At 42.3% G+C, this 18,525-nt stretch carries 13 protein-coding genes and 1 pseudogene; 5 read left to right on the forward strand and 9 right to left on the reverse strand.

The features are described 5' to 3' along the window. Positions 1-175 precede the first annotated feature (175 nt). The 4 genes from treB to glyA all read right to left on the reverse strand — a co-directional run bounded on the left by treB (position 176) and on the right by glyA (position 5,480). Positions 176-1,597 carry a PTS trehalose transporter subunit IIBC gene (treB, locus tag V2H77_RS07715; RefSeq protein ID WP_265379971.1) on the reverse strand — a complete coding sequence of 474 codons (1,422 nt, stop codon included), beginning with the start codon at positions 1,595-1,597 and terminating at the stop codon, positions 176-178. Positions 1,598-1,745: 148 nt separating this feature from the next. Continuing rightward, positions 1,746-2,693, reverse strand: a complete 948-nt coding sequence (gene treR, locus V2H77_RS07720) for a trehalose operon repressor TreR (protein WP_341498344.1) — start codon at positions 2,691-2,693, stop codon at positions 1,746-1,748. A 72-nt stretch (positions 2,694-2,765) separates the two neighbouring features. Beyond that, a complete protein-coding gene (locus V2H77_RS07725; protein ID WP_341498345.1) occupies positions 2,766-3,911 on the reverse strand; it encodes a 3-phenylpropionate MFS transporter in 1,146 nt (381 codons plus the stop codon). A gap of 315 nt (positions 3,912-4,226) precedes the next feature. Beyond that, the gene (glyA, locus tag V2H77_RS07730; RefSeq protein ID WP_265379974.1) at positions 4,227-5,480 is read right to left on the reverse strand and encodes a serine hydroxymethyltransferase; all 1,254 of its coding nucleotides are present in this window, start codon (positions 5,478-5,480) and stop codon (positions 4,227-4,229) included. A 364-nt stretch (positions 5,481-5,844) separates the two neighbouring features. Here glyA and hmpA point away from each other — a divergent pair. From hmpA to V2H77_RS07745, 3 genes and pseudogenes are all read left to right on the forward strand, one after another. Next, positions 5,845-7,038 (forward strand): annotated as a pseudogene (hmpA, locus tag V2H77_RS07735) (NO-inducible flavohemoprotein); the annotation flags it as partial. 486 nt (positions 7,039-7,524) lie between these two features. After that, on the forward strand, positions 7,525-8,880 hold the full coding sequence (locus tag V2H77_RS07740) for a VRR-NUC domain-containing protein (RefSeq protein WP_341498346.1): 1,356 nt from the start codon (positions 7,525-7,527) through the stop codon (positions 8,878-8,880). A gap of 14 nt (positions 8,881-8,894) precedes the next feature. Continuing rightward, on the forward strand, positions 8,895-10,046 hold the full coding sequence (locus tag V2H77_RS07745) for a type VI immunity family protein (RefSeq protein ID WP_341498347.1): 1,152 nt from the start codon (positions 8,895-8,897) through the stop codon (positions 10,044-10,046). 327 nt (positions 10,047-10,373) lie between these two features. Here V2H77_RS07745 and glnB read toward each other — a convergent pair whose 3' ends face one another. The 5 genes from glnB to V2H77_RS07770 form a co-directional block, all read right to left on the reverse strand. Continuing rightward, entirely contained in the window at positions 10,374-10,712 is a 339-nt protein-coding gene (glnB, locus tag V2H77_RS07750; protein WP_011147501.1) for a nitrogen regulatory protein P-II, read from the reverse strand. 15 nt (positions 10,713-10,727) lie between these two features. After that, a complete protein-coding gene (locus V2H77_RS07755; RefSeq protein ID WP_341498348.1) occupies positions 10,728-12,350 on the reverse strand; it encodes an NAD+ synthase in 1,623 nt (540 codons plus the stop codon). A gap of 66 nt (positions 12,351-12,416) precedes the next feature. Next, positions 12,417-13,754, reverse strand: a complete 1,338-nt coding sequence (gene glrR, locus V2H77_RS07760; RefSeq protein WP_265379983.1) for a two-component system response regulator GlrR — start codon at positions 13,752-13,754, stop codon at positions 12,417-12,419. After that, complete coding sequence (gene qseG / locus V2H77_RS07765) at positions 13,751-14,599, reverse strand: two-component system QseEF-associated lipoprotein QseG (RefSeq protein ID WP_341498349.1); 849 nt, start codon at positions 14,597-14,599, stop codon at positions 13,751-13,753. The genes glrR and qseG overlap by 4 nt, the downstream gene beginning before the upstream one ends. Before the next feature lie 3 nt (positions 14,600-14,602). After that, positions 14,603-16,042: a sensor histidine kinase gene (locus tag V2H77_RS07770; protein WP_341498358.1), complete on the reverse strand. Its 1,440-nt coding sequence runs from the start codon at positions 16,040-16,042 to the stop codon at positions 14,603-14,605. Positions 16,043-17,424: 1,382 nt separating this feature from the next. On the opposite strand from V2H77_RS07770, the gene V2H77_RS07775 reads away from it, so the two are divergent. Both V2H77_RS07775 and V2H77_RS07780 read left to right on the forward strand, forming a co-directional pair. Beyond that, positions 17,425-18,111: a hypothetical protein gene (locus tag V2H77_RS07775; RefSeq protein ID WP_341498350.1), complete on the forward strand. Its 687-nt coding sequence runs from the start codon at positions 17,425-17,427 to the stop codon at positions 18,109-18,111. Then, positions 18,089-18,496 carry a hypothetical protein gene (locus tag V2H77_RS07780; protein ID WP_341498351.1) on the forward strand — a complete coding sequence of 136 codons (408 nt, stop codon included), beginning with the start codon at positions 18,089-18,091 and terminating at the stop codon, positions 18,494-18,496. The genes V2H77_RS07775 and V2H77_RS07780 overlap by 23 nt, the downstream gene beginning before the upstream one ends. Positions 18,497-18,525: the final 29 nt, after the last annotated feature.

Below are 18,525 nucleotides of genomic sequence, written 5' to 3' on the forward strand. Positions count from 1 at the left end.
CCCTTCATCTTTCAAGCTGCTGCTTTGTTGGCTGCTTTCACTCACCCCAGTCACATAGTTATCTATGCTCCTGGGGATTCGTTCACTTGCCGCCTCGCTGCAACTCGAAATCTATTAGGTATAAATAACCCAATTGGCTATTTTTATATCCGTTATTTGTAAAGATTTAATAGCATTATTCAACAGCTAACATACCGGTCATATTTTTCTTTCGATAAACAAGGGTCGTGAGAATCAACGGAACAATAATGGCGACAAGCATAGCTAATGCGTAAATTAGCCAAAATTGCGGTTTAATCGAAAGAATGCCTGGCAGACCACCCACACCAATACCGTTTGCCAATACACCACTCAACCCACAAATCAACCCGGCTAAACCAGAACCAATCATGGCGCAGAGCATAGGGAATCGATATTTAATATTAATACCGTACATTGCCGGCTCAGTGACCCCTAAATAGGCGGAGATAGCCGCAGGTACGGATAATTCACGTTCATTATGCTTTTTGCTGACTAAAATAATACCAACAACCGCTGATCCCTGAGCAATATTGGATAATGCAATAATAGGCCAAATCGGTGTTCCACCTATACTTTGAACCATCTGCATATCTATAGCTAATGTAGTTTGATGGATACCGGTAATCACCAACGGCGCGTAAAAGAATCCAAATAAAGCTGCCCCAACAGGAGCAAAACTTCCGGTCATCAACGCCTTAACAACCCAAGCTACTCCATCGCCAAGTAACCGACCAAATGGCCCAATAAGGCTATGTGCTAAAAAGGTTGCCAATATTAACGAGACGACCGGAACAATAACTAAATAGAGATAACTAGGAACCACCCGCTTTAACTGAACTTCAATCCACCCCAAAGTAATACCCGCCAAAAGTGACGGAATAACCTGCGCCTGATAACCCACTTTTCCAATTGTGAACAAGCCAAAATTCCATAACTCAGGGATTTGTTGCCCTAAGTGATAAGCGTTCATTAATTGCGGCGAAACCAATGTTATTCCCAATATAATGCCTAATATCGGTGTTCCACCCATCATCCTAACCGCCGACCAACAAATACCCACTGGCAGATAGAAGAATATTGCCTCTCCTAACAACCATAAAAAATCATATATCGTTTTCCAAACGGGATACATTTGAGCTAAAGTTTTACCTTCGCTAAAAGGAATATCACCAATAATATTACGGAAACCTAGAACAAGCCCGCCGCTAATTAATGCAGGTAAGAGAGGAAAAAATATTTCCGCAAACTTAGAAATGAAGCGCTCTTGCCATTTCATATTTTGCTTTTCAACCTGTTGTTTATCTTTTTTATTCAGTTCAGATTGACCAAGACAACTATTTAAAACCTGATAATAATCACCAACATTCGTGCCTATCACTACCTGAAATTGCCCTGCATTGGTAAAACAGCCTTTAACCATCGGTAAATTTTTTATCTCATCTGGCTTGGCTTTAACTGGTTCTACTAATACAAACCTCAATCGGGTAATACAATGAGTTACACTGGCTATATTTTCACAACCACCGATTAATGTAATTAGTTTTTCTATATCTTTAGAATTTATTTTGTTTTTCATAATAGCCAGTCATCATAAGTGAATATCAATTACTAATTAGCATGCTTAGTAAACTAATTTCATCCTAATATCATTTGCTTATGCTTGTCATGGGAACGTTCCCAAAAATGGGTTGAAGATCACATTGAGACAGCAATATTTCTTATTTTTAAGCCAACTTACTCGGAATGATTACTTGTTGTTTGGCGTATTGGCGATTTATTTGCGCGATTAATTGACCGGCTGCATATTTACCTGCCTCACTATAACCCAAGTCAATAGAAAGCGTGTTAGGGTATAAAAAATTCAATAAAGACGTATTACCAATGCTACCTATTTGTATATCTTCCCGATTATTCTGCTGCAAATATTTATATGCACCTAAAGCCAAACTATCGGTTGCACAGATTAAAGCTGTTGTTTTCTCTCTCAATACCTTATTAACATGCTGAAACCCACTCTGATAGCTTAAATCACATTGAACAGAAAGCGGGCGCAAATCTTTCTGTTCACAGCAAGCCAGATAGGATTGATGGCGAAGCAAACCTGTTGTGGTATCACAATCGTCTACGCCGAGAAAACTGATATTTCTGTGCCCCTGCCGATAGAATTCATTCATCAATAAACGGACAGCACCAATATCGTCATAACATACAGAAGAAAAACCGGTATATTCACGGGCAAATACCACTATTTTGTCACGCCAAGGGCAGAGAAGCTCTTCTGACAATCCGGTAAAACCGAACAAAATAATGCCATCTGCATGACGTAATGCCAACTGACGTAGATGTTCCTGTAACAGCAGTGGATCAAAATTACTTTCCATAATAATCGGATCGTAACCATGCCGGTAAAACAGAGGTAACATAGTACTTATCGATAAATTCTCCGAAAAAGATCCCAGACGCGACACAATTAACGCAATGATTTTGTCACTTTTTACCCGCATCGCTCTTGCTGACTTCGATGGAATAAAATTATTTTGTTGGATAATCGCTTCAACTCTTTCACGTACTTGTGGACTGACGCTATTTTCATTGTTTAATACCCGCGAGACTGTTGATTTACTGATATTAGCCAAGCGAGCGATATCTTTTATTGTTAATTTATTCGACATGATATCTCATAAAAATATTATTGAGGTCTTTAGTTTCTTACAAAAATATTGTAAGAAACTAAATTTATATTGTTAATAATTATGAGCTTTAACCTGTGGTCGTAAGAAGATAGCAGGAAAAGCAACCAAAGCCATCATCCAGAAAATGCCACTGTGCAGATAATCATACATAAATCCGGCAATTACCGTCATGACAGCGATACCGCCCCCCATTGCCAACGCGGAATAAGCTGCTTGCAAACGCACAATTTCCCCTTCCTTTCTCGCACCAATAAAACGCATTGCCGCCAAATGGCAGACAGTGAACGTACCACAATGCAAGATTTGAACGATAATCAACACCGGTAATGAGGTGAATGTTCCCATCAATCCCCAACGAATAACACCACAAATACCAGAAAGCAGCAGAAGATTACGGGCGCTCCAGCGTCGAAATAATTTATTACTCAGAGTAAAAATAATCACTTCAGCCACTACGCCCAATGACCAGAGATAACCGACTACCGAGGCAGAATAACCCGCGTTTCCCCAGTAAATTGCGCTGAAACTGTAATATCCCGCGTGGGCGCCCTGCAATAAAGCCACACATAACAGGAATCGACGTACCGATTTTTCAGACAACAACTGTTTAAATGACACAACATCCACTTTAGCGGATTTTGCTTCACCAACCGGCATGATAGAGGGCCGAAGTAATGTCACCAATAACGTAGAGAAGACGCTACACAATATCGTGATGAGGATGGCACGATGGCCCCAGACAGAGATTAATTCCCCGGTTAATGCTGAACTGATAATAAAGGCAATTGAACCCCAAACCCGTATTTTGCCGTAATCAAAAGGAAATTGCTTTTGCCATGTTCCCGCCAACGCATCACTCAATGGCATCATCGGCGAAAAAAATAGGTTGAAGCCAATCATAACGAACAGGAGCCATGCCCAATGATTTCCTAATGCAAAGCCAACAACGAAAATAAAGGTTATCAATGCTGATATACGCAGTGCAGAAATAAGTTTTGCGGGATCTTTAACTGTAGGCGCAATCAATAAACTGCCTAAAAAACGGGAAATTAAGCCTACACCTAATATAACCCCGATCATATCGTGCTCTATACCTTCACCCTGGAGCCAGGTTGCCCAGAAAGGTAAAAATATCCCGTAAGAAAAGAAATATGTGAAGTAATCTAACGCCAGCCAGCGCGTCGATCGAATAACCATTAGTCCCCCTGGTAAAAAATGCAAAAAACCCGCCCTTAACTAACTTAGGTAGCTCAAGAAATTAGATATTGAGAGTTATCTTGAAATGGATATTCCCCAAGGGAATATCCACACATCACTCTTCAATTTCTCACTTAAGCAAACAATGTTAGCCGGAGCAGGTTTTATACCCGTCATCTTTCAAGTTGCCTCTTTGTTGGCTGCGCTCACTCACCCCGGTCACATAGTTCCCTATGCTCCCGGGGATTCGCTCCCTTGCCGTCGCGATGCATCTTGAAATCCATTGGGTATATAATGACTTATTAAAATTTTAATTTATGCGTAAACCGGATATTTTGCGCAAATAGTCAAAACTTTCTGCTTAATGGCTTCAATGGTCGCTTCATCATTGATGTTGTCCAATACATCACACATCCAGCCAGCCAATTCACGTGCTTCAGCTTGCTTAAAACCACGACGGGTAATCGCAGGTGTACCAATACGCACACCAGAAGTCACAAACGGGCTCTTCGGATCATTAGGCACGCTATTTTTGTTTACCGTGATATTTGCACGACCCAACGCAGCATCAGCATCTTTACCAGTGATATTTTTATCAACCAAATCCAACAGGAACAGGTGATTTTCTGTACCACCAGATACCACTTTGTAACCACGCGCCAAAAACACTTCAACCATAGCTTTCGCGTTATCAGCAACTTGATGTTGATACGCTTTGAATTCTGGTTCCATTGCTTCTTTCAATGCCACCGCTTTACCTGCAATAACATGCATCAACGGCCCACCCTGACAACCAGGGAACACAGAAGAATTGAGCTTTTTGTACAGCTCTTCGTCGCCGCCTTTCGCCAGGATCAAACCACCACGTGGACCGGCCAGTGTCTTATGCGTCGTGGTAGTGACGATGTGAGCATGAGGAACCGGGTTCGGGTACACGCCTGCGGCGATCAAACCAGCAACATGCGCCATATCAACGAACAGATAAGCACCAATGCTGTCTGCAATTTCACGCATTTTTGCCCAGTCAACCACACCGGAGTAAGCCGAGAAACCACCGATAATCATTTTTGGCTGGTGTTTCTGAGCTTGTGCCGCGATATCGTCATAATCGATTTTACCGCTTTCATCGATGCCGTAAGGCACAACGTTATATAGCTTACCAGAGAAGTTAACTGGAGAGCCGTGAGTCAAATGACCGCCATGCGCCAAATTCATCCCCAGAACCGTATCGCCCGGTTGCAATAAAGTCATATAAACTGCCGCATTCGCCTGAGAACCAGAGTGTGGCTGAACGTTGGCATAATCAGCGCCAAACAGCGCCTTAGCACGATCGATAGCTAATTGTTCAACAACATCGACATATTCACAACCGCCGTAGTAGCGCTTACCCGGATAACCTTCAGCATATTTGTTAGTGAGTTGAGAGCCCTGTGCCTGCATAACTCTTGGGCTGGTATAGTTTTCAGAAGCAATTAATTCGATATGTTCTTCCTGACGAACAACTTCCTGCTCCATCGCCTGCCATAGTTCGGGATCATAACTAGCAATATTCATTTCACGCTTTAACATTGGGTTCTCCTGACTCAGCTAACTTCTCTTCAAAAACACCCCAAGGGGCCGAATGGCACACAGTGTAAACCCTTTTCACCGAATGAGATAGTCTTGACAAAATATTTTACGCAAACGATTGCATATCTATTGCAAGCAAGGTATCTGCGCTAAATAACGTAATGAAAATTGCGCTGTATTTTTCCTCTTCGTCGGAATTTATGACCTAAAATAAACAATTACTTAGGGTAAATATCTTTTAGGCATGTTTTTCTCACCATAAAGACCGCCTTCTATATTTACAAAGCCCCAAAAAGGGTATAAATTGTATTTAAAATACATGTTATAACTTTCATTACCCACTTGAAAGAAATTCAGGAGCTTCACCATGCTGGATAGCCAAACTATTGCAACTGTCAAATCAACTATTCCCCTACTTTCTGCCACTGGTTCAAAACTGACAGCACACTTCTATGAGCGGATGTTTAAACATAATCCTGAGTTGAAAAATATTTTTAATATGAGCCATCAACTTAATGGCGATCAACGTGAAGCCTTGTTCAATGCGATCTGCGCCTATGCAGCCAATATTGATAACTTAGAGATGCTACTGCCGGCAGTGGAAAAAATCGCTCATAAACACGCTAGTCTGAATATTCAACCAAAGCATTATCAGATTGTCGGTACTCATCTGTTGGCAACGTTGGATGAAATGTTCCAGCCGGGAAATGAAATTCTGGATGCCTGGGGAAAAGCTTATGGCGTACTCGCTGATGTTTTTATCAATCGCGAAGAGCAAATCTATCATAGCGGCGAATCAACCGATGGCGGTTGGCGTGGTCTGCGTCCATTCCGTATCAGCAGGAAAGAGCTAAAAAGCGATGTCATTTGCAGCTTTGAATTTGTACCACGAGATGACGGGAAAGTGATGGATTACAAACCTGGTCAGTATCTGAGCATTTATCTGGAAGATGATAGTTTTGCTAACCGAGAAATTCGCCAGTATTCATTGACGGCGGCGCCAAACGGTTCCAGCTACCAGATTGCAATTAAACGTGAGCCGCAAGGAACTGTTTCCAACCATATGCACGATAAGATGCAAGAAGGCGATACCGTCTGGCTAGCCGCCCCACGCGGTGATTTTTTCCTTGATATTAAACCAGAAACGCCGGTTACATTGATTTCTGCCGGTGTTGGCCTGACTCCCATGATGAGTATGTTGCATCACCTCCACCAGCAAAATCACAATAGCCAGATTAACTGGTTACATGCGGCGGAACATGGCGGCCATCACGCGTTTAGCGATGAAGTCGCAACAATAGCGCAAACAATGCCAAATTTTGCTAGCACAATTTGGTACCGCGAACCAAGGGATGAAGATCAACAAGGTATTCATTATCAACACCAAGGTTTTATGGATCTGACAGTTCTAAATGAAACATTGAAAACAGAAGGAATGCATTTCTATTTCTGTGGTCCAGTTCCCTTTATGCAATATGTAGCGAAACAGTTATTGGATATGGAAATTGATCAACAATTTATTCACTATGAATGCTTTGGTCCACATAAAGTGATTTAAATTTCCAGCTTAATATTAAAAATATTATACGGTGATAATAGCCAATATAGTGAATTAAACAAAAACTATATTTAAAGGCTCTAATATTCATGTGTATTGAATGTATTTAATGTGGCTGAAAAAACCAATTCATTACTATTTTAGATGACTTTATGGCGTTTATTTATCAATGGCGGTAATAACTTTACCGCCATGTTCTGTCGTATCTCCCAACAGAATAACTACTTTTGACATTAAAGTTCTCCCTCGTTTTTCCATTGGTAAATAACCTGAATTCTGGATAAGAAATTGAACTCAGGTTAATTAAGTTACTTGAATATCTCATACATTTACACCATTAACTCTTTTTAACAAAAAATTACACATATTAAAACTATTAACCTTGATATCCATCAGATCAAAATATAAATTCATATTAATATTTGATCACAAATAAGACAGGCGTAAGTCAGGTATGAAAAATATGTAATTTATGGAGAAATAAGTATGGCAATATCCAACAGCGGTAAGATGTGCCCGGCCGTAACCTCAATTAATTGCACGATGGAAATAGGCATCTTTCCCGCCGATGAAGATCCCTGTTATCTGGCGAGAAAAGCCGAATATGCCCTGCGTATGCCCGCAATGATTATCACTAAGCTGGGCGCTATTCGCTTTCTTAATCAAGTCATTATGAGTGGGTTGATTAAGGTTGAAGAACTCAAACATGACTTCCTGTGGCCCTATAAAGCAGAAGTGGTGTTTGCTATCAGAGGGAAGAAAGATGTTCCTCTGCCTATGCTAGCGACCAGTCAAGCCTCTAAACAACGTTATGGCGATAATTTACCGCAATCCAGTAACCCATTTGCCCGGCCTTCTGCCGACGATGTGGAGAAATTTGGCATTAAGCGTATTCGCCGCCCCGATATTATTTTGGTTAAAGATGAATCTCTGCGCTGGCCGGGCAGAAATGCCACCTATTTCGATGGTTCTGTGCATCCCAATAATCTGAAAATGCTGATTGAGGTGAAATTTCCGGGGGACTCCCTCAGTAAAGGACAAGAAACAGATTATATCCGGATTGCTACCCGTGACCACTTTGGGGTGATGCGTGTCGACGATAGCCGCACAGAAGAGCAAAAACAGTACGATGAAGCGTGGCGAAAACATTATCAACCCGGTTCCCAACACTATAAAAATCCGATACCACTGGCCCCGCTGCCGCCCGGTTCACCGCCTGATGAAACTTTACCCATCCCTCCCGCAGAAGGCGTGCCGGGAACCATTCCGCAACCCCTGACAAAAAATCCACCGCTTCTCAGCACCTCTCCTTGGTCTTTTTTACCCAGCTATGAAGACTGGGTTATCCTCGGACAGGAAGTAGCTGGCCTGACAGAACAGGGACTAGATTATATCCGTAACAGTACCCGCGAACTCCTTGCCCAGTTTGGTACTTGGTTCAATCAAGCCGGCAAGTGGGTGTGTGAAGAGATTATTGATCCGATCACTCATCAAGTCAGCTACGCGTTTTCCTGGGTCAGTGAACAAACGGGGAAAATCGTGACCTGGACGGAGAGTGAGATAAAAGCCCAGTGGCAGACGGTACAACAGGGCTCAGATATCACCCTGGAAGAGCTAAAAAACATTAGCTGGATGCAAATATTAAAAGAGGTGGGTGAAGGAATGCTGGAACTAGTTGTGATCATTGCCGAAGTTGCCGTTGTTATCCTGGTCACCGTTGCTGTCGCTGCCGCGCTGATTGCACTGGTGGAAATTTTAGCTGCCGCCGCCGCAGTGAGCACCGCAGCATTAGATGCTGTCCTGACAATATTGGCAAGTATGACATTCGCCACCGCTTCATAATTAACGGAGAGAATATGGACACTTCAGATTACTTTACCCAGTTGAGATCACAACTGACCTCTTTTCTTTTTCTCAATGCCGATGGGCTGACTGTTTCCCGCCTGGGTCTCTCGATTACCCTGTTTTTTAAACAGGGCTACACTCAAGAGAAAAAGCAACGCATTCTGGCCTGCTATCGCCGTTTTCGCGAGGAGTTTGGTACTCACCTGCGTTTTCATACTCATGAATTAAAGGGGCTAAAAAAATATTCACCGGAAAATATTGTGAAAGTCGAAGAAGGCATTCTTAATCAGAAAAAAAACCAGCCCTCTAGTTGGGATGTTAGTGACGCTAGAAATCTCTATGAAGCCCCTCGCTATCTGATGCATTATCTGGATTCCGATGAAGATGATGGTGACGACAGTAGCTCTTACCTAAGTCTGGTGCTGCCTTGGGATTATTTGAAAAAACAAGAGGGCATGACTCACTTTATGGCTTGGCTGAATTTTCTATGTGAACAGCTTGAACCTGACTGGGGAGATTGTGGTTACTGTCTGGTCTTACCCAGAGATTACCATGACTATTTTCCCTTAGAGTACCAACTGGCCCTGCGCTACCCTTCATTGCAAGTCAATTCCACTGTTCACACCACGCTGGATGATTATGCCCACTCTATCCGAAGCATTAACTGGATCACCCTGCTATCCAAACGCTTTGTAGAACGGTTGGGAGGGGAATCATGGATACGCCACACGCTGGCCCGCCACCTCTACCCGGATGTGGTGATTACCCCTTACTCCAACGGTCTGATGATCCGCGCCGGTCAATACCCAGACTTAACGCCGCTACCGGGCAGTGTCCCGGAGAGTTATTTTGCCATTAACCAACTGATACGTCCGATACGTTTTGTTCCGGGAGAAGGTGATTCACTGCATTTCTATGGCGAGGGTCATTTTAATTCAACTTCCACACAAGCCTGGTATGCCCGTTATGACCGGGGACCGCTGCAAGTAACCCCTTTGAGAAGTAACCATCCGGCACTGGTCAGCGGGATCTGGCAAACCGATAGCTTGCCTGGTCGACAGTACTTCTTTGCTCAAGGGGCGATGGCTTTTGATGCTCCAGATTCAGAACCGGGTACAACCGTATGGCATCTGATACGAGAAGCGGCAAATATGTGGGAATAACAGATTATCCACCGCCTCATAGGCGGTTTCACATAGTAAATGCAACATAATTACGCTGCGAGTAAACCAGTTCGTATTCCTTTAAACAATTATTTAATTAACCACATCCCTGATTATGGCTGATTAATATATTTATCTAATCTTTATATTATATTGACAGGGTTTTTACTGCATGCTCAATATTTTCTATAATTAGCCAATATCTTAATTCTATATGCCAATATCCTATTTTGCTTTAGCGATTAACTATCGAAAACTCCGGCGATTTTTATCGAGGGTGACCATAGATTTTATCCGCCTATCACCACCCCCAAAATTTAAATTGGACTAAATCGCCTCTTCGTCCTGCTCACCAGTACGGATACGCACAACACGCGCCACGTCGAATACAAATATTTTACCATCGCCGATTTTTCCGGTCTGTGCAGTCTGCATAATAGTTTCAACACAAGTATCGACAATATCATCCGGCACGACAATTTCGATTTTCACTTTTGGCAGAAAATCCACCATATATTCCGCACCGCGATACAGCTCAGTATGCCCTTTCTGGCGCCCAAAACCTTTTACCTCGGTTACCGTCATTCCGGTGATACCCACTTCCGCCAGAGCTTCACGCACATCATCCAGCTTGAAAGGTTTGATAATCGCATCAATCTTTTTCATGAAGTTTTCCTGTTGTTACCAATTTTTACGGCCGAAACCAGAGGTAATCGGGTAGCGTCTGTCTTTACCAAAATTACGGTGCGTAATACGCGGACCCACCGGAGCTTGACGACGTTTATATTCGTTAATATCAACCAAACGAACCACTTTACGTACAATCTGCTCATCAAACCCCGCTGCCGCCAGCTCATCAACCGACTTATCCTGTTCCACATAACCTTCTAAAATATCATCCAGAATGTCATAAGGCGGTAAACTGTCCTGATCAAGCTGCCCAGGCGCCAATTCCGCCGATGGCGGACGATCAATGACTCTTTGAGGTATCGCTGGAGAAACAGTATTACGATATTTTGCTAATTCAAATACCAACGTTTTCGGTACATCTTTCAGCGCATTAAAACCACCCGCCATATCACCATATAATGTGGAATATCCCACCGCTGATTCACTCTTATTACTGGTCGTCAGCACCAGACGATGGCGTTTATTAGACATCGCCATCAGAATAACGGCACGGCAACGCGCCTGTAAATTCTCTTCGGTGGTGTCTTTGACCGTACCCGCAAATAGCGGTTCAAATTGTGCCATAAATGCATCAAACATCGGTTCGATCGATACCACATTAAACTCAACGCCCAACATGTCAGCTTGTTCTTTAGCATCTTCTATACTCATTTCAGATGTATAGCGGAATGGCATCATAACGGCCTGAACATGATCCTTACCCAATGCATCAACAGCAATTGCCAATGTTAAGCCAGAGTCAATCCCCCCGGATAAGCCCAACAACACGCCTTGAAAACCATTTTTGCGCACGTAATCATGCACTGAAAGGACTAATGCCTGATATACCTGTTGCAATGGCGGTAATTCAGGCGCCGGATTAACCATAGGTTCAATCGTTAATTCATTAAAGCGGCATTGTTGGATTTGTTCATTAAATGCGGCTAACCGATGAGTCACTTCACCATTTGTATTAAAAACTTTAGAACAACCATCGAAAATCAACTCATCCTGACCACCAACCTGATTAAGATAAATCATGGGTAAATCTGTACGTTGGCAATGTTCTTTAATCAGTTCATAACGAATATAAGGTTTTTCACGATTATATGGAGAAGCATTGATAGAAAGAATTAAGTCTGCACCCGCCTGTTTTAAGGCATCAATCGGTTCATCAAACCATAAATCCTCACAAATCAATAAGCCGAGATTATAGCCCTTAAATGGCACAACACAGCTTTGATCGCCCGCTTTAAAATAGCGTTTTTCATCAAAAACGCCATAATTTGGCAACCGTTGTTTGAAATAACGGGCCAAAATTTTCCCTTGCCAGAATAAGGAAAGCGCGTTGTAAATCTCTCCGTCCTGCTCCCAAGGATGACCAACTAAAATAGCCGTTTGACAACTGGCCGCCTGTAAACGCGCTAATTGCTCACGGCAACGCTGATGAAAATCAGCCCGGAATAATAGATCTTCTGGAGAATAACCGGATATCGCCAGTTCAGAAAACATCACCAAATCAGCGCCTTGTTGCTGTTGTTCCTGTACTGTCTGCAACATACGTTCACAGTTGCCTTCAATGTCGCCAATCATCCAATTAAGCTGTGCAAGGACAATATTAAGAGTACGGCTCATAAAATTTGGCTCTCCCAAACCACTAATCTTTATACCAGTGTAAAAACTTCCTGAGCAGCAGAAAAGTTATTCTTTAAAATCATTCGCATCCAATTCATGGCGCGCCAGTAATTTGTAGAATTCAGTCCGGTTACGTCCCGCCATACGCGCCGCATGAGTCACATTCCCTTTGGTCATTTGCAGTAATTTACGCAGATAATTCAGTTCAAACTGATTTCTGGCTTCTACAAACGTGGGTAACGCTGTATTTTCCCCTTCCAGCGCCTGCATGACCAAAGCTTCACTAATAACCGGCGCGGTAGTGAGCGCAACACACTGTTCAATCACATTAACAAGCTGACGCACATTGCCAGGCCAACTTGCCGCCATCAGGCATTTCATGGCATCAACGGAGAAACTACGGACAAAAGGTTTATGGCGCTTCGCTGATTCACGCAACAGATGATTTGCTAATAAAGGAATATCTTCAACCCGGCCATTCAAAGCAGGGATTTTCAAGTTCACCACATTTAGGCGGTAATAGAGATCTTCGCGAAACTCATTTTTTGCCATTGCCTTCGGTAAATCACGGTGAGTCGCGGAAATAATCCGTACATCGATATCCAGATCGCGATTACTTCCGAGCGGGCGTATTTTACGTTCCTGCAATACCCGCAATAATTTAACCTGCAAAGCCAGCGGCATATCGCCGATTTCATCAAGAAACAGCGTTCCCCCTTGTGCAGTAAGAAACAGCCCTTCACGGCTACTGACCGCGCCGGTAAATGCCCCTTTGGCATGACCAAACAGTTCTGACTCAAGGAGTTGTTCCGGCAAAGCACCACAGTTAATCGCGATAAATGGTTTTTTCGCCCGAGGGCTGGCGCGGTGAATTGCCTGGGCTAACACTTCCTTCCCGGTACCACTCTGACCGTTGATCAGCACGCTTACATCAGATTGCGCGACCATTCGCGCCTGCTCCAACAAACGCAACATAACAGGACTGCGGGTAACTATCTGCTCCCGCCACTGTTCATCACTGGCGGGCGTGGTTAACGCCAACGCGCCATCAATCGCTTTATAAAGCGCATCCCGATCAACCGGTTTAGTCAGAAAACTAAAGACCCCCTGTTGAGTGGCCGCCACGGCCTCTGGAATTGAGCCATGAGCCGTCAGAATAATAACCGGCATGCCCGGTTGTTGCTTCTGGATTTCAGCGAACAGCGCCATACCATCCATTTCATCCATACGCAGGTCGCTGATCACCAAATCGATTTTTTCTTTAGTTAACAGTTTCAACGCTTCACCGCCACTTTCTGCGGTTGTGACACGAAAACCTTCACTGGTAAGACGCATTCCCAACAATTTCAACAAACCAGGATCGTCATCAACCAGAAGAAGATGGGCTGGCTTACGCGCTGTCATGGTGCTGCTCCTTTATCTGATTCAGAGGTATTGTTTGGCGTACTGTTTTTGTTAGGGTTAGGTAATGTCGTCGCTGGCGTTTCAGCATGTTTATCTGAATTGCCTGATCCAGTACTTCCCTGATTTTGCTTACGGGAAGAGAGCTGACGCTCAATATCCGTCAGGTTTTCCAGTTTACGCGAAGTTTCTTGTAGCTCAAATTCCAACCGTGCGCGACTTTCACGCAGACGATCAAGTTTATTATCCGTATCTGCCTGTAATTTTTGGAATCTTGCTCGCTCCTCAGCCACGGCAATTTGCTGAACCTGCTGTTCGCGCCATAACTGTAACAACGACCGCAATGAATCTGGGAATTTCAACCGGTATTTGTTGAGATTTTCAACTATTTTCCGACGCTCAGACAGCGTAGGCCCGGCACTGTTAAGTAAGATACTTTGTTTAAACGCCATATCCCAAGTAGCCGGAAGCATGTATTTCGCCATATTACGTGCTTTCGCTGATGTCAGGCGATCTGAACAGCTCATCAATCGCAACCAGTAAAGCGCATTCTCAATCGACGACGACGTCTCTAAATCCCACATTAACTCACACTCTGCAATGCGGTAATCCGTTATCCGTTGCTCTGGTATTACCATTTGCGTCACTGCCGTTAAATTATTATTAACCGGATTTTTGACGCAACCCGCCAATAAAAAAGCGACGAAGATCAGCAGCATCATGCTAAAACCCCAAACTGAAACTCGTGGTAATAACAATCTGGCAACCAACACGTTTTTCCCAAGTTGTACTGCAATATTCTGCCGATCCGTCTTTTGTACAAAACGGTAAGTAGACCTGTTATGCATTATTTATTCATTCTCAGCAGCTAATGGCAATTTAATACGAAAACATACGTCAGCAAATTCGCTCTGAATTAATATCAGTTCGCCCCCCATACGCTTAATACAATCCTGCGCAATACTTAGCCCAAGACCGCTGCCTTTCACAGCGCCTTTACGCTGGAGCGTTCCCTGATAGAACGGTTCAAAAATCATACTGCGTTCCGATTCAGGAATTGGCGTACCTGTATTAGCAACATTAATCTGAACATATTTGCCAACCTGACGACTTGAAACCCAGATGTTACCGGATTCGGCGCCATAGTGCACCGCATTAGAGTAGAGATTATCGATAACCCGCATTAATAGCGTAGGCTCTGCCCATAAAATATCAGCATCAAGCTGAGTTTCCGTCCGAATATTCTTCGATCTCGCAGGTAAGCTGTGCGATAAAACCACTTCATTAACAATTTCCCGCAGAGAAATCTGCTGTTGTTCCGTCGGGCCATCCGCCAGTTTACGGTTATAATCCAATAATTGCTCGATCAATTGCTGTAAATGTTTACTACTATTATCAAGAATAGCAACCACTTCTTGCTGATCGGCCGTTAATGGCCCTGCCACTTCATCAGCCAGTAATTCTGTTCCTTCTCGCATACTTGCCAGCGGTGTTTTTAGTTCATGGGAAATATGACGTAAAAACTCATGGCGCTGTGATTCCAGCCAGGCTAAACGTTCACTAAGCCAGATAATCCGCTGTGCTAAAGAACGGAGTTCTCGCGGCCCCTTAAAAGAATCTATACGCACGCCCAATGATTGTCCTTCTCCCAATCGGTTAATCATGCGCTCAATCCCTTTAACCGGTCCAATAATCATGCGGGTAAATAACGCGACCAATAACGCACTCAGTAGAAATAAAATAAGACTCTGCCAGCCAAAAAATTGCCCTTTTTCAGCAATATCTCTCTGTAGCTGTTCTCCCCGGCTGAAAATAATATCACGGGTAGCCTGTACCATCTGGCTATTAGCATTGGAGAATTGCTCAAGTAATTGAGCGGCAGGTTGGGTAGGTTCACTATTAAGACAAGCAATCTTTGTCAATTGCGACAATAAACTGTTAAGCGTCTTAATATATTTTTGATCATCAAGTATCGCCATCTGATCTTTCAGCATCTTAAGGTATTGCTGATATTGCCTTTGGTAGAGGTTTTCCAGCGTCTTATCCCCTAACACACAATATTGGCGGTAGCTACGCTCCATCTCCAACGCAATACCTGTCATAGCCTCACTGCGGCGGGCATCCGCTAGCGTGGTACGGTTTATATCAGCCGCTTGCTCACTAAGTTGATCAAGACTTTGATAAGCCTGATAAGCCAAAACCAACAGCGGCAATAACACCAGCCAGAAGGCCATGACAACTAATTGGCGCAATGAGCGCGGAAATAAACGCCATTTTTTCAAGGAAATCATCTCGTAACCTGTCAGTACACCAATGCTAACCGACAAAGGGCAGATAGAAAAACCCATCGGCTGATAAATTCTGCTGTGACTGAAAATCAGTTTAGACGCAAACAGTACAAAGGGGCAGGTAAACACCTGAGCGATGACGGCGGGATAACAGTTTTTGCTACTATCCCGCCAGTGAGGATTTATGCCTGTTGTTTATCTACAGTCAGGCATAGGTGGTGCCTCACTCCACGTGTCGCCCGATGTTTGATAAGGCTCGAAAGCGATATCACTGAGTTGGACGGTAGGCACCTTACTCTGGCATCATTCGATAGTTTATGTGGCATTTCTCCACCTAAATGTGGGCCGACATAAGAAGTTGAATGAGCAACTGTGCCAGTTTAATGCAGATTTTATGCCAATATTAAAATTTTAATCATAACTAGCTGTTTTTACTTTACAAAAAATTAAACGTAACGTTTCAGCGACCAAACGCCTTATTTTCCGGTATGAGTGAAATTTATTTTTTGTCGCCAATTAAAGACACCTAAAATCATGCAAATAAAAATATATTAAAATCAAAAAGTTAAATGTCTCCTTTTTGAGACACCTATAACGCATGTTTGTCGGGTCATTGAGACAATAGAACAACTGAGCATCTAAATGCCTAGGAATTCACTGATATAAGACTTTCACATCTGAATCACCAGCACTGATATCATGTCAACGGTCTATATATTTGCCTGATATCTGGCCTTTATCAGCCAATGATGTACCATCGTAGATAGAGGCAAAAAGGTCTCTATTCGGGGGAAAATATGTGTCAAGCCCAAAACGGGGAACCGCTATATGTGGTTCAAGATTTTACTCAATTTGAAATGCAGCAAGAACAAATAGCCTTGCTATACCTACTCTCTTTTGCTGAAAAGGATATAAAATCAGGACGAGTTGTGTCATCTAATACACTGCGAAATAACCTACGGAATTTGGCCAACAATGACTGACAAAAGGGTAAGCAGTTTCTGCTTACCCTTTTTGTATCAGTTAAAGAAGATTTGAAGGTCAATTGGGAGAAAAACTACGTTAAGGACCTAACTCATTATTTAAATTCTGATTTAATGGCCTTAACTCTCCTTTCATTTAAACGAGGTGTCATAAACTCACTTGATATGACAGCCTCCCAATTTAGAGAACTTGCCAAAACCATGCCTTATATCTCAGCTCTAAAAAAATAGACTTTACGAGCATGCTGGGTAAACATATCATCATATTAAATACCAGATTAATTAAGAAAGGACCTCACAGCAAACAAGTGAATTTAAGCAACGGGGTAATGGTCAGATAGCTTCAATAACCACCAAATCTTTTGAAAAGTATATATTCTACAGAAAGTTACAGGAATTTTCATGAGTAAGAGAAGTGATATAGAAAGAGGAAGATTGGTTTATACCGAAAAGTTAGGGTGGGTAGATGTAGGTCATGCTAAGGGAGATGATGCCAGAAAGCTAATGGCTGCTATAAATTTAGGAGATGATACTACAGAACCTTATTTTATCATTAGATATTCACAATATATGGGGTTAGGATTGAAATATGGAACATCTAAAACGACAAGATGGAAAGTGAGGAGAGGGTTGTCTTTACATGATAAGCGAAGAGTTGCTCTTACTATTATGATGTATACAAGCCATTTATTTGAATTTCATCAGGACTCCTTTCCTTTTAATTGGTATACGGATAGCGGATATAGTGGTGAAGATTTAGTTTCTAACTTACTTGGTTTTTATCAGGCTATAAATCAAATAGACTATTTATCTCGGCTTAATCCTGTAAACAAAAGTAACGCATTAAAACGATGGGACTACTATGGCCCTATAGGTAAATATAAAAATAAAATGTTCAAGCCTTTGCTGTTCCCTGATCCTGAAAAATATCCTAACAACGCCAGGCCTTATTATTCGTCCTTACCAGAATTTATGAGCACTATACCACCCATAACTGATATAGATAGAAATCAAATATTAATACATATTAAAGATATAACTGGATATAACATAGGTATAGAAAGAGATGTTGGCATTGAAATTGAATAACTTTCTAAAGAGAACATTCATCATATTGGTTTGCTTTGGGGTAATTTCAATTATCCCTATTTTATTTGTGAATGTTAACTTTTCATATACGAAAAATGACTTTATTAAATATAACATATTTACTTTTGATGAAATTAAAAGGATGCCATTTATTTCGAGTGATTATATTATTTATTACGACTCACCAGATGGAACAAAACCAATGATTAATGAAATTGTATTTTCTAATGTCAATCCAAATCGTAAAATAGAACTAATAAACTACATTGAAAATATAGGATTCCTAAAAAATAAAGATGATTATTGGCATAAAGGTAATGTTTTCATAAATATAAAACAAAATGACACAGAGCGTACTATTTTGTTTTCAGTTGAGAAGAATTAGGAAATATTATTTCCTAGTATCTAGGAGGG

This window comes from Photorhabdus sp. P32, from assembly GCF_038085095.1.
Taxonomy (GTDB): domain Bacteria; phylum Pseudomonadota; class Gammaproteobacteria; order Enterobacterales; family Enterobacteriaceae; genus Photorhabdus; species Photorhabdus luminescens.